The following is a 12,671-nucleotide window of genomic DNA, read 5'->3' as shown; positions in this document are numbered from 1 at the left end:
TCGGCCTGGGCGCGTGCCCTGGCAACGCGACGGTCACCGCACCGTCCGGCGCTGGAACAAGCGCAAGACCGCGTTCCCGCGCGCCACCGCGTCGTCGAGGGCGTGCCGCGGCGTCTTGGTGCCGGCGAGCGCCGCCTCGATCTCCTCGGCCCAGAGATCGCGGATCTGCAGCATGTTGCCGAGCCGCAGGCCCGCGGTGTCGCGGGTCGGCGGGCGGTGCGTGATCGCGTCGACGGCCACCTCCAGCATCGGGTGGCGGGTGTAGAAGCCGGCCGCCTCGGCGTCGGCGCGGGCCGCCCGGGTCACCGGCACGTAGCCGGTGTTGCGGTAGAGGAGCGCCTGCACGGGGAAGCTCAGCACGAAGTCCAGGAAGGCGGCGACGCCCGCGTACTCGTCGTCCGTCTTGCCCTGCATGACGTAGAGCGAGCCGCCGCCGAGGATGGCGTTCTGGGGCGCGTCGACCACCTCGGGATAGTACGGCATCGGCCGGATCGCCCACCGGAAGCGGTCCTGCGACGCGATCGTGCCGTACAGGCTCGACGAGGTGAGGAAGATCGCGCACTCGCCTGAGACGAACTGCGCCTCGCCGCGGTTGGTGCGGCCCGCATAGGTGAACGCGCCCTCGCGATGCAGGTCGACGATGTTCTGCAGGTGGCGGACCTGGAACGCCGTGTTGAAGACGAGCTCGACGTCGAAGCCGTCGAGGCCGTTCGACCGGGTGGCGACCGGCTTGCCGTGCCAGGCCGACAATTGCTCGATATGCGCCCAGGTCGGCCAGGCGGTGGAGAGCGCGCAGCGGGACGGTTCGGCCCGCTTCAAGGCCCGGGCGGCCTCGAAGACCTGCGGCCAGGTCTCGGGCAGGTGGTCGGGGTCGAGGCCGGCGCGGGCGAACCGGTCGAGGTTGATCCACATCACCATGGCGGAGATGTTGAAGGGCAGGGACAGCATGCCGCCGTCGCGGGCGAGGTAGTTGGTGGCGATCACCGGCAGGAAGGCGTCGGGCGCGATCCCGCGCCCGGCCGCGCGCATCACCTCCGCGACCGGCCGCGCCGCCCCGATCGCCGCCGCCATCGTGCCGTTTCCGACCTCGAAGACCTGCAGGATGTGCGGCGCCGCCCCCGCTCGGTAGGCCGCGATGCCGCCGTTGATCGTCTCGGCATAGGGGCCCTTGTAGATCGTGACCAGGCGATAGGCGGTCTGCGAGGCGTTGAACTCCTCGGCGATCCGGGCGACCAGCGCCCCGTTCGCCCCGTCGAGCGAGTGCCAGAGCTGAAGCTCGGTCGCGGCGCGGGCCGCGACGGCCGACAGGGAGGCGGTCACGCCGATCAGGAGGCCGGCGAGGGCGCGCAGGACGGGTTTGGCCGGCCGCCTGGCCCTCTTGCCGTGCCGGGGTGGTAAGTTGTCCATCTCGTTGCCCTTGGTCTTCGATGGCTTCGGCTTAATTGAGTTCGAGAACCTAACTGATTGGCTTGCACGGACTTGAAGCCCTCCGCGTCATTCCGGGGCCGCGAAGCGGAGCCCGGAATCCAGACACGCAGGTTGTGCAGAATGAAGCGGAGAGCTGTCCGCCTTGTTCTGTACCATCCGCGGTTCTGGATTCCGGGCTCCGCTGCGCGGCCCCGGAATGACTCGGAGGGTTTCGATCCTGGCGATTGCGTCTGACCGTCCCGGTGATCGATCATCTCTCCGCTCACCCGACCTGCCGCGGCAGCTGCACGCTCACGCAGGTTCCCTGTCCGACGGTGCTCTGGATCTCGACGCTGCCGGCGAGCCGGTGGGTGACCAGGTTGTAGATGATGTGCAGCCCCAGGCCCGTCCCGCCCCGGGCGCGGGCGGTGGTGAAGAATGGGTCGAAGACGCGGTCGAGGTGCTGCGGTTCGATGCCGGCACCGTCGTCGCCGATGGTGAGGACGACCCGCATCGGCTCGGGCCGCGCCGTAATGACGATCCGCAGGAGGTGTCCCTCGCGCGTCCCGTGGTCGATCGCGTTCTTGACCGCGTTGGTCAGCACCTGGGCGAGGATGCCCGGATAGGTGTCGAGGGACAGGCCGTCCGGGCACTCCGCCAGGATCTCGTGCCGCCCCGGCCGCGTCAGCGCCCGCAGGCTCGTCAGCAGCTCGTCGATCCAGGACCGGAGGTCGAGGACGCGGCGCTCCTCGAACACCTGGTCGGAGGCGACCTGCTTGAAGCTGTAGAGCAGGTCCGAGGCGCGCATCAGGTTCGTGGTCATGATCCGGGCGCCGTCGCGCATCCGCGCGGCGTGCTGCACCAGGCGCGAGCGCGTCAGCCGGTTCTCGGCCACCAGCGCCTCGAAGGCGCTCGCCTCGCCCTGGACCTGGGTCGAGGTGGTCAGCGCGATCCCGAGCGGGGTGCTGATCTCGTGCGAGACGCCTGCCACGAGCTGCCCCAGCGAGGCGAGCTTCTCCGAGCGCACGAGGTCGTCCTGCGTCTGCCGCAGGGTGACGAGGGCCGCGTCGGCCCGGCGCGCGGCCTCGCGCCAGCCCGCCTCGCGCCGCCGCAGCTCGGCGAGGAAGGTGTCGGAGGCCCGTGCGATGTCGCCGAGCTCGTCGCGCCGGCTCACAAGGCCGACGCTGGCGATCCCCGAATCCGTCGTCGCCCGCAGGACGTTGCCGGTGAGGAGGCGCAAGGGGCGGGTGATCGAGCGGGCGACGGCGACGACGGCCGCCGTGCCGAGCAGCAGCGCCCCCGCCGCGCCGGCGAGGAGCAGCCGGCGGATCGAGGTGCCGACGCGGTCGGCATCGTCGATGAAGGTGCGGTTGAGGCCTTGCGCGTTCGCGCCGATCACCGCGTCGCGGCGGTTCATCTCGGCGACCAGGGTTTCCTGCTCGCGGATCCTGTCGACGGTGGCGGCGAGCTGGGCGCGCCAGCCGGCGATCGCCGTCGTCAGCTCGCCCTGGACGCCGGAGGGCAGCACCAGGTCCTGCGCGCGGGCGGCGAGGTCGGCGCCCTCCGTCACGACCGCTTCCGCGGCCGCAGCCTTGCCCCGGTCGAGGGCGGAGGCCGATTGCTGCGCGAGCCGCAACGCCGCGAGCGCGATGCCCTGTGTCGTCAGCTCCGCCTCGTTCGACGACACCGAGTGCCGGATCAGCCCGGCGACCTCGGCCTGAAGGCTATTCTGCGCCTCGACGCTCTCGCGGATCAGCCGGTCGCACCAGACGATCAGGGCGTGGCCCGACTGGGTGGCGCGGGTGAGCTCGAACCCCTCCGCGATGACCCGGCTCAACCCGGCATCGCCGCTCTGGCTCCGGTTCCGGTACGACCGCAGCAACGTCGCGAACTGGCCGGCCTCGACCCGGCGCGCCGCCCCGGCGAGCACCGCGTGCAGCTGCGTGCCCGTCCGGTCGAGGAGCTCGATGTCGGAGGCCAGCTCGTCGAACTCGACCTGGAACACCGGGCGGCCGATGCGGGTCTTGTTGAGCTCGACCGCCGAGATCGCCTCGCGGACGTCGCGCAGCGCGCTGACGACCCGCTGGTTCACCTCGAGGGCGGCGTCCCGGGCGGTGAGATCGGCGACGAGGCGCGCATTCTCGTCCTGCTGGCGCCGGCGCTCGGCATCGGTCTGGGCGACGAGCAGGTCGGCCCGCCGCGCCATCCCGGCCGCGGCGATCCCGAGATCACCCGCCAGCCGCGCCAGGCGGTGCATCTGCTCGATCTGGGCGGCGAGGTCGCGCTGCACGGTTGCGACCCGCGCCGCCTGCTCCTCCGTGCGGGCCACCCGCCCGAGCTGCGCGAGCTGGAGCGCGGCCTTGTCCGCCAGGGCGGCGAAAAGCCGGCGCGCATCGCCCTGGGTTTCGTCGCGTCGGCCGACCTCGTCGCGCGCCTTGTCGAGGAGCGTGAAGGTGTGGACCATCTCGCTGGACAGCACGGCCCCGTCGCGGGCCCGCTCGGCTTCGATCAGCAGCGCCCAGGCCGCTACGGCGATGGACATCGCGACGACGACCGGAATCGCGCCGACGATGAACACGCGGCGAGCGACGCCGGATGATCGGAGAAAGCGCACCCTGGACCAAAGCTCATCGCGGGACGGGACGGACTAGAAGTCTTGCAAAACTGTCGATCCGCTGTCCAGCACGCGCGCGAAGCGGGCGGTGGCAGGGATGTCGGTTCATGCAAGGGGCCTCGCACGGGGCCCCGGCCCGTCTCACCGCACCAGGGCCTCGGTCGCGGCCGCGAAGGCGATGCGCGGGGTCGCGAGGGCGAAATGCGCGATCCGCTGCCCGGAATGGCCGACGAGCCTCAGGGTGACGGGCACGCCCCGGACGGACGCCCCCGCCGCTTCGCTGATCTCGGGCTGGTCGGCGAGGGCCTGGAACGACCCGCTGACCATGCCCGGCCGGCTGAAGCCGTCCCGGGTCATGACCTCCCACCGGACCGTCTCCGCCGCGGCGGCATCGCGCGGGCGCCGGAGCGGCGAGAACAGGGCGACGTAGGATTGGGTGAAGCCGCCGCGGCTCGACACGAAGGTGCAATCGGCGACCGGCGTGTGGCCGAAGACCAGGCCGGCCGTCGACCGGGTGGTGCAGGTCAGGGTGCCGGCCGGCTGCAGCGGGTCGGACGGCCGGGTGCCGTGCGCGTAGGTGGCGGTCGCGGCGAGGATCGCGGCGGTGGAGGCGACGACGATGGCGTTCATGGCCTGAAAATCCCTGTCGGGTTGTGCTCTCGACGCGGGCCTTCTCGGCCGGGCGTGACGGATCGTGGGGATCCGTGACGCCGCTCGTCTCTGCTCGGAGCGTGGCGTTAACTACGTCGGCCCGGTTGCATGACTATTCCGTCGATTGTTGCTTGTTCGCCTACGAACGAAAATCAGGTGTCAGATTGGAGGGGGGACGCAACAGTCGAGGGCGGGCACGACACGTGACGATGGGCCGGGACCGAGCTTGTCATGCAGTGTCCGCTTGATCCTGCGACGAGGATTGAGCGCAGTTCCCCTCTCCCGTGTGGGAGCCTGTTTGATTGAGGCCTACAGATTTGACACCCTGCCTGTGATTCCGGGCCCGCGCAGCGGAGCCCGGAATGACGCGGTGCGCGTGAACTCTTGGGAGGCCAGCCGGACATGCGTCGCGGTCCATCCGACGAGAAATCCGGGTTCGGCTGGTGACCATCGTGTTAGATGTTGAACCGAGGCCGATTCGAGGAGGCACGATTGCAGATCGTCGACATCCAGTCCCAGATCGTCTCGCTGCCCTTCGACATGGGCGGCCCGCCGGCCACCTTCGCCGGCAAGGCCTGGACCCATCTCGACATCCTCCTGGTGCGGGTCGAGACCGACGAGGGGCTGGTCGGCTGGGGCGAGGCCTTCGGCCATGCCGGGATCCAGGCCACCCGCGCCGCCCTCGACGGGATCGTGGCGCCGCTCGTGCTCGGAAAATCGTCCGGCGACGTCGCGGCACTGACCCGCTCGGTGCTCCACGCCACGCACCTGCTCGGCCGCAACGGCCCGTTCGTCTTCGCCTTCTCCGGCATCGAGACGGCGTTGTGGGACCTCGCCGGCAAGCGGGCGCGCCAGCCGGTCGCTCAGCTTCTCGGCGGAATCCGTGAGCGGCTTCCCGCCTACGCCTCGCTGCTGGCCTACCACGACCCCGCGCTCGTGCGCCGCAACGTCGAGGCGGCCTGCGCCGCCGGCTACCGCCACATCAAGCTGCACGAGGTCACCGAGGAGGCGGTTGCGGCCGGCGCGGAGGTGGCGCGGGCGCACGAGGCTGCCCTGATGGTCGACGTCAACTGCGCCTGGAGCGTCCAGGCGGCGCTGAAGATGGCCGACGCCTTCACACCCCACGACCTGTACTGGTTCGAGGAGCCGGTCTGGCCGCCGGAGGACGTGCACGGCCTCGCGCAGGTGCGGGCCCGCGGCATCCCGATCGCCGCCGGCGAGAACACCGCCGGGCTGTTCGGCTTCAAGGCGCTGATCGAGGCCGGCGCCATCGACGTCGCCCAGCCGAGCGTGACCAAGATCGGCGGCGTCAGTGAGATGCTGCGGGTGATCACCCTGTGCGAGGCGCACGGAATCCGGGCGGCGCCCCACAGCCCGTATTTCGGCCCCGGCCTCATCGCCACGATGCACGTCGTCGCGGCGCGCGTCGAGGATCCCCTCGTCGAGGTGCTGTGGCTCGACATGGAGGCCAACCCGTTCGATCCTTGGGTGCGGGCCGAGAACGGCCACGTGCGGCTGCCCCCCGGCCCCGGCCTCGGCTGCGACCCGGATCCGGGCGTGCTCGACCGCTACCGGGTCGGGCCGGTCGTCCGCACGGCATAAAACGACAGAGGGAAGGACACGCCATGAAGGTCGACCGCGTCGAGACGCGTCCCATCATCTTGCGCCCGGAGCGGCCGATCGGCTCGGCGCTCGGGCAACTGCACACCTTCGGCTGCATCCTGGTCACGGTGCGGGCCGACGGGCTCGCCGGCGAGAACATCGTGTTCACGCTGAACGACCGGCGCACCAAGGTCCTGCGCGCGCTCATCGACGAGATGGCCGACCTCGTGGTCGGCGAGGATCCCGGCCACATCGCGGGCTTCTGGTCGCGGGCCTGGCGCGACGTGAACTTCATGGGCCACAAGGGGATGCCCGTCATGGGCATCTCGGCCCTCGACGGAGCGCTCTGGGACCTCGCGGGCAAGCGCGCCGGGCTGCCGCTCTACCGCATGCTCGGCGGCGCCAGCGCCCGGGTGCCGGCCTACCAGTCGGGCGGGCTGTGGCTCGACCGCTCGACCGACGAACTCGTCGCGGAAGCCGAGAGCTTCAAGGCAGCGGGCTTCACGGCGATGAAGATGCGCCTCTCGGCCGGGGACCCGGACTGGAACATCGCCCGGGTGCGGGCCGTGCGCGAGGCGATCGGCCCGAAAATCCGCCTGATGGCCGATGCCAACCAGGGGCTGACGGAGAACGACGCCATCCGGCTCGGGCGGCGGCTGGAGGAATTCGACCTCACCTGGTTCGAGGAGCCGCTGCCGGCCTGGGACGTCGAGGGCCTCGCCCGCGTCGCCGCCGCGCTCGACACGCCGATCGCCAGCGGCGAGACCGACTACACCCGCTACGGCTTCCGCCGGATGATCGAGCTGCGCTCGGCCGACATCCTGATGCCGGACCTCCAGCGGGTCGGCGGCGTCACCGAGTTCATGCGCGTCGGCCACCTCGCCGAGGCGCACGACGTCCCGGTCTCGAGCCACCTGTTTCCGGAGCAGAGCCTGAGCGTGCTCGGCGCCCTGGCGAACGCCCACTCGCTCGAAGTCATGCCGTGGTTCTCCGAGTTGTACCGCGAGAGGCTGGACTTCGCCGACGGATACGCCATCGTACCGGAGCGGCCAGGCTTCGGCTTCACCTTCGACGTGGATCGGATCCGGCACGCGGAGCGGCAAGGCGCTTAAATAAAATCGCGCCGGCCGGAAACATGAGGGAGGAGGACGCCATGGTGACGACGAACCGTCGTGCGCTCGTGATGAATGCTGCCGGCCTCGCGGGGGCCGCAGCCCTCGGGTTTCCCCGGCCGGCGCTGGCGCAGGGCGAGCCTCTGCGCATCGGCTGGCTCGCGGCGATGACCGGGCCGAGCTCGGCCCCGACGGTCGGGTTCAACCGCGGCGTGGTCTTCGCCGTCGAGGCGATCAACGGCGCCGGCGGGGTCAAGGGCCGCAAGATCGAGCTCGTCACCCGCGACACGCAAGGCGACCCGACCAAGGCGGTCAACGCCACCCAGGAGATGATCAGCCAGGCCAAGGTCCACGCGATCTGGGGGCCGACCAATTCGGGCGAATCGCTCGCCGTCACGCCGATCATGGCGCGGGCGAAGATGCCGAACATCCATCCCTGCGTCGTCGACAGCCTGATCGATCCGGCGAAGTACCCCAATGCCTTCCGCATCGCCCCCTCGAACACCCAGTGGGACGACGCGGTGCGGGGCTACTGCCTGAAGGTCCTGAAGGTGAAGCGGGTCGCGGTGATCGGCGACACCACCGGCTACGGCGTCACCGCCGCCAAGGCCTCGGCCGCCGCGTTCAAGCAGGACGGGGCCGAGGTGGTCTATCTCGGCAACATCGATTCGACCCAGCCCGACATGACCCCCGACCTGCTGCGCGCCCGCAATGCCGGCGCCGAGGCCCTGGTGGTGTGGAGCGTGTCGACCGGCATGGATGCCCGCCTGTTCAACACCCGCGCCCGGATGGGCTGGGACGTGCCCTTCGTCGGCCACCCCTCGATGGCCTCGGGCGAGATCGGCGGGTTGCTGGAGAAGCCGGCGAACTGGGAGAAGGTCTACGCGATCGGCTACCGCAGCTGCTCCTACGGCGAATCCGGCAAGCTGCCGGACCGCAGCGAGGAGTTCGTCGCCCGGCTGAAGGGTAAGGTTGCGCTCTCCGACACGCTCTTGTGGTGGGTGGCGGCCGGCTACGATGCGGTGAGCCTGATCGCCAAGGCGGTCGAGGAGACGGGGTCGAGCACTCCCGACGCGATCGTCAAGCACTGGAACGGCCTGACGAAATATCCGGGCATCTTCGGCGACTACACCTATACGCCCAAGGAGCATAACGGCTACCCGACCGATGAGGTGGTGATGTCGGCGGCCAATTCCGGCCGCGACGGCAGCTTCCGGCTCGCCCCGGGCTATTCCTGACGAGAGGGGAGGGGGAGCGCCGCCATGCTCGCCTCGATCCTGGCCTCGGGCCTCGCCGTCGGCGCGATCTACGCGCTGATCGGCATCACCTACAACACGATGTTCTCGACCTCGCGGGTGATGAGCTTCACCGCCGGCCAGCTCGGGATGCTCGGCGGCGTGCTCGGCTCGCTGTTCACGCTTCGCCTCGGGATGCCCTGGCCGCTCGGGCTTCTCCTGACGCTCGCCTGCGGCGCGCTCGTCGGCGTCATCACCGAGTTCGTGGCGGTGCGCCCGGTGCTGAAGAGCCTCGACCAGCACCTCTACGTGCTCTCGACGCTGGCCCTCGCCCTGATGATCCAGCAGGTCACGGCGATCGGCTGGAGCACCGAGCCGCAGCCCTTCCCGCGCCTCCTCGGCGGCTTCGGGGAAAACGTCCTCGACGAGAAGTTCTGGCTGCCGGTCGCCGCCTGCCTGATCGTGGTGCTCGGGCTCGAACTCCTCTACCGGCGCACGCTGCTGGGCCACGCCTTCCTGGCGGTGGCGGAGGACAATTTCGCCGCCCGCGCGCTCGGCCTGCCCGAGCGGCGCCTGCGGGTGATGAGCTACGCGCTCGCTGGCGGCATCGGGGCCCTCGCGGGCTATGCCGGCGGCGAGCTGCTGCTCGCCTTCTTCGCCAACGGGCCGCATCTCAACTTCTACGGCTTCATCCCGGTGGCGCTGGGCGGCCTCGGCAACAACCGCGGCGCGCTGGTCGGCGGCCTCGTCCTCGGACTCTTTCAGCAGACCGCGAACTTCGTCGTCGGCGGCATCTTCGCCTCAGTCGCGGTCTTCACCCTGTTCATCGTCGTGCTGCTGGCCGCACCTCAGGGCCTGCTCGGCTCCGCCCAGGCGAGGCGCGTATGAGTGCCCCGTCCACCGTCGCGGCCTCGGAGAGCCCCGCCCGCGCCGGCTTCAGTGGGCGCCTCGCCGCGGCCGCGCCCTTCCTCGCCATCCTCGTCCTGGCGCTCGTGGTGCCGCTCGTCGGCAACGATTACTGGACGCTGATCGCCACCCGGGCGGCGATCTACTGGATCCTGGTCTCGGGCCTCAACCTCGTTGTCGGCTTCGCTGGGCAGCTCGCCATCGGCTACGTCGCCCTGCTGCTGGTCGGCGCCTACACCACCAGCGTTCTCGCCGCCGGCACGGTCCTGCCGGCGTTCCCGGTCGTCGCGGCGCTCGCCTGCGCGGGGATCGTCGGGGCCGTGGTCGGGGTGATCGTCGGCCTGCCGGCGCTCCGGCTGCGCACCTTCTACTTCGCCATGACGACGCTCGGTTTCGCCACCATCGTCACGCAGATCGCGCTCGCTTGGCAGGACGTGACCGGCGGCGGCATCGGCATCACCGGGCCGGAGATGCCGGCGCCCTTCGAGTCCCGCCTCGAGTTCTACGGCCTTTGCCTCGGCGGCGCGGTTCTTTGCACCTGGATGACGCTCAACGTCGCGGGCAGCCGCTACGGCCGGGCGCTCGTGGCGATTCGCGACGCCGAGGTCGCCGCGGAAGCCGTCGGCATTTCGAAGCCCCGCCTCCTCGTCGCGGTGTTCCTGTTCGCCGGCTGCGTCGCGGCGATCGCCGGCGGGCTGTTCGCCTCGCTCCAGACCTACATCACGCCGGACGCCTTCACCTTCGACCTCTCGCTCCTGTTCTTCATCGCGGTGCTGATCGGCGGGCGCGGCTCGGTGCTGGGTCCGCTCATCGGCACGATCCTTCTCACCATCCTGCCGGAGGTGGCGGCCCCGCTCGCGGCCTGGTCGACCTTCCTCTACGCGTTCCTCCTCCTCGTGATCGTGGTGGCGCTGCCGGGCGGCATCGCCGACCTCCTCGACCGCGGCAAGCGCCGGCCGCTGCCGGCCGAGCGCAGCATCGCCCCGCGTGCGGCGGCGCTCCGGGAACTCGCCGCGCGCACCGCGACGCCCAAACCGATCACCCTCACGGGCGTGCGGTTGAGTTTCGGCGCCGTGAAGGCGATCGACGGGCTCGACCTCACTCTGCGGCCTGGCGGCGTCCACGGCCTGATCGGCCCGAACGGGTCGGGCAAGACCACGACGCTGAACGTCATCTCGGGCTACTACCGGCCGCAGGAGGGGCAGGTGAGGCTGGGCGGCCGCTCGCTCCTCGCCGAGGCGCGGGAGGCGCGGGCCTTGCTTCGCATCGCCCGCACCTTCCAGACGCCGCGGATCGTCGGTGAGGCGACCGTCATCGAGAACGTCATGCTCGGCGGCAGCGTCGACGGGCGCGCCACCCTCGCGGGGGCGCTGCTCGCGCTGAAGCGCCACCGCGAGGATGAGCGCAAGTTACGCGAGTCGGCCCGCCTCGCGCTGCGAGCGGTCGGGCTCGACGGCCTCGACGAGGTCCGGGCCGGACGGCTCCAGCACAGCGAGTTGCGCTTCCTCGAGATCGCCCGCGCGTTGATGCTGCGCCCGGCCTTCCTGCTCCTCGACGAGCCGGCGGCGGGCCTCTCCGCGCTCGAGATCCAGCGCCTCGGCGGGCTGATCCGGGCGGTGGCGGATGCGGGGATCGGCGTGCTCCTCGTCGAGCACCATGCCGACCTGATCTTCGCGATCTGCGACGAGGTCACGGTGCTCAATCTCGGCCGGGTGCTCGCCGCCGGAACGCCGGCGGAGATCCGCAGCCACAGGGAGGTGGTCAGTGCCTATCTCGGCGCATGATCCTGCGACGCCCCTGCTCCAGGTGCAGGGGCTGGAGGCGGGCTACGGCAAGATCCGGGTGCTGCACGGCGTCGACCTCGTGGTGAGGGCGGGCGAGGTCGTGACGCTGCTCGGCCCTAACGGCGCCGGCAAGTCGACGCTGCTGCGCGCTCTCTCGGGCCTCCTGCCGGTCCAGGCCGGCACCGTCCGCCTCGGGGGGCAGCTGCTCTCCGGCGCCGGGCCGCGGAGCGCCGTTCGGGCCGGTCTGTCCCACGTCATCGAGGGCCACCGCGTCTTCACCGCCCAGACGGTGCGCGAGAACCTGCTGCTCGCCGCCTACGACCTGCCCCGGGCCGAGCGTGCGGCGCGCATCGACGAGGCCTTGTCGCACTTCCCCGAGATCGCCGCGAAGAGCCACGACAAGGGCGCCTCGCTCTCCGGCGGCCAGCAGCAGATGCTGGCGGTGGCGCAGGGCCTGGTGCAGCGCCCCCGCCTCCTGATGCTCGACGAGCCCTCCGCCGGCCTCTCGCCGGTGCTGGTCGACCGGGTGCTCGAGGTGGTCACCCGCCTGCGCCGCCAAGGCACCGCGGTGCTGCTGGTCGAGCAGCTGGTCGAGAAGGCCCGCGCCGTCTCCGACCGGATCTACGCGCTCGCGCAGGGGCAGATCGTCCTCGCCGCCGAGGCCGGCGCGCCCGACCTGCACGAGCGGCTGGAGCGGGCATATTTCGGCGAGGGCGGGCCGGTGCATGCCTGACGGGCGTGGGTGCGGGGCCCGGGCGTTCTCCCGGGGCTCGCTTTACCGGCGAGGATGTCGCCACGAGACGTCCGTCCGTCCCACCCGCGACCTCATCCTGAGGTGTTGCTGCTTGCAGCAGCCTCGAAGGAGGGCTCCAGCAATCTCTATGATTATTGAGCTATCCTTCGAGGTCAGTTGATCTCCGATCGACTGATACATCAGGATAGGGTAGTGGGTCGGGCATGCAATATCGATCGAACTTGCACACGGACCGGCATCTCCCGGCGATGTCCGATTCTTCGTTTCCGCAAACCATGATGACGGGAGGGGGGCGAGTCCCTTGGAGTGGGTGTAGCTGGCCGAGAGCGGGAGATCCCGCCTGCGCGCCCCTCACAGCGCTGTAGCAGGCGGGATCTCTCGCGGGGGTGGCCATCGGTGGTGACGGGTGAGGATCGGGTTGTGAGCCACCAACCTCGAACCTAGGACACCCCCGATGACCGACGCCATGATGAGCCTGCGGGCCCTGGCTGAGAAGAGCGCTGATGCGGACGTGCTGCGCGAGATGATTGGTTTTGCCGCGCAGCGTTTGATGGAACTGGAGGTCGCCGGCCTGACCGGTGCCGCCCACGGCGAGAAGAACCCGGA

At 70.7% G+C, this 12,671-nt stretch carries 9 protein-coding genes and 1 pseudogene; 7 read left to right on the top strand and 3 right to left on the bottom strand.

Going from position 1 to position 12,671, the window contains the following annotated elements; genetic code table 11:
• Positions 1 to 33: 33 nt before the first annotated feature.
• The 3 genes from ugpB to ABZT49_RS25500 all read right to left on the bottom strand — a co-directional run bounded on the left by ugpB (position 34) and on the right by ABZT49_RS25500 (position 4,651).
• Positions 34 to 1,407, bottom strand: coding sequence for a sn-glycerol-3-phosphate ABC transporter substrate-binding protein UgpB (gene ugpB, locus ABZT49_RS25510; protein ID WP_355290174.1), 1,374 nt, complete (start codon positions 1,405 to 1,407; stop codon positions 34 to 36).
• Positions 1,408 to 1,690: 283 nt separating this feature from the next.
• Positions 1,691 to 3,985 (bottom strand): HAMP domain-containing sensor histidine kinase, encoded by a 2,295-nt coding sequence (locus ABZT49_RS25505; RefSeq protein ID WP_355290172.1) that lies wholly within the window; start codon positions 3,983 to 3,985, stop codon positions 1,691 to 1,693.
• Between the two features lie 177 nt (positions 3,986 to 4,162).
• Positions 4,163 to 4,651 carry a DUF992 domain-containing protein gene (locus tag ABZT49_RS25500; protein WP_355290170.1) on the bottom strand — a complete coding sequence of 163 codons (489 nt, stop codon included), beginning with the start codon at positions 4,649 to 4,651 and terminating at the stop codon, positions 4,163 to 4,165.
• Between the two features lie 513 nt (positions 4,652 to 5,164).
• On the opposite strand from ABZT49_RS25500, the gene ABZT49_RS25495 reads away from it, so the two are divergent.
• The 7 genes and pseudogenes from ABZT49_RS25495 to ABZT49_RS25465 all read left to right on the top strand — a co-directional run.
• The gene (locus ABZT49_RS25495) at positions 5,165 to 6,274 is read left to right on the top strand and encodes a mandelate racemase/muconate lactonizing enzyme family protein (protein ID WP_355290168.1); all 1,110 of its coding nucleotides are present in this window, start codon (positions 5,165 to 5,167) and stop codon (positions 6,272 to 6,274) included.
• A 23-nt stretch (positions 6,275 to 6,297) separates the two neighbouring features.
• Positions 6,298 to 7,386 (top strand): mandelate racemase/muconate lactonizing enzyme family protein, encoded by a 1,089-nt coding sequence (locus ABZT49_RS25490; RefSeq protein WP_355290166.1) that lies wholly within the window; start codon positions 6,298 to 6,300, stop codon positions 7,384 to 7,386.
• A 41-nt stretch (positions 7,387 to 7,427) separates the two neighbouring features.
• On the top strand, positions 7,428 to 8,624 hold the full coding sequence (locus ABZT49_RS25485) for an ABC transporter substrate-binding protein (protein WP_355290165.1): 1,197 nt from the start codon (positions 7,428 to 7,430) through the stop codon (positions 8,622 to 8,624).
• 24 nt (positions 8,625 to 8,648) lie between these two features.
• Positions 8,649 to 9,509, top strand: coding sequence for a branched-chain amino acid ABC transporter permease (locus tag ABZT49_RS25480; RefSeq protein ID WP_355290163.1), 861 nt, complete (start codon positions 8,649 to 8,651; stop codon positions 9,507 to 9,509).
• Positions 9,506 to 11,311, top strand: a complete 1,806-nt coding sequence (locus tag ABZT49_RS25475) for a branched-chain amino acid ABC transporter ATP-binding protein/permease (protein ID WP_355290161.1) — start codon at positions 9,506 to 9,508, stop codon at positions 11,309 to 11,311. The genes ABZT49_RS25480 and ABZT49_RS25475 overlap by 4 nt, the downstream gene beginning before the upstream one ends.
• Positions 11,292 to 12,044 (top strand): ABC transporter ATP-binding protein, encoded by a 753-nt coding sequence (locus ABZT49_RS25470; protein ID WP_355290159.1) that lies wholly within the window; start codon positions 11,292 to 11,294, stop codon positions 12,042 to 12,044. The genes ABZT49_RS25475 and ABZT49_RS25470 overlap by 20 nt, the downstream gene beginning before the upstream one ends.
• Before the next feature lie 475 nt (positions 12,045 to 12,519).
• Positions 12,520 to 12,671, top strand: a pseudogene (locus ABZT49_RS25465) (IS256 family transposase); the annotation flags it as partial.

The sequence above is a fragment of the Methylobacterium sp. EM32 genome (assembly GCF_040593685.1).
GTDB lineage: Bacteria > Pseudomonadota > Alphaproteobacteria > Rhizobiales > Beijerinckiaceae > Methylobacterium.
This window is presented reverse-complemented; position numbering and strand designations above follow the sequence as displayed.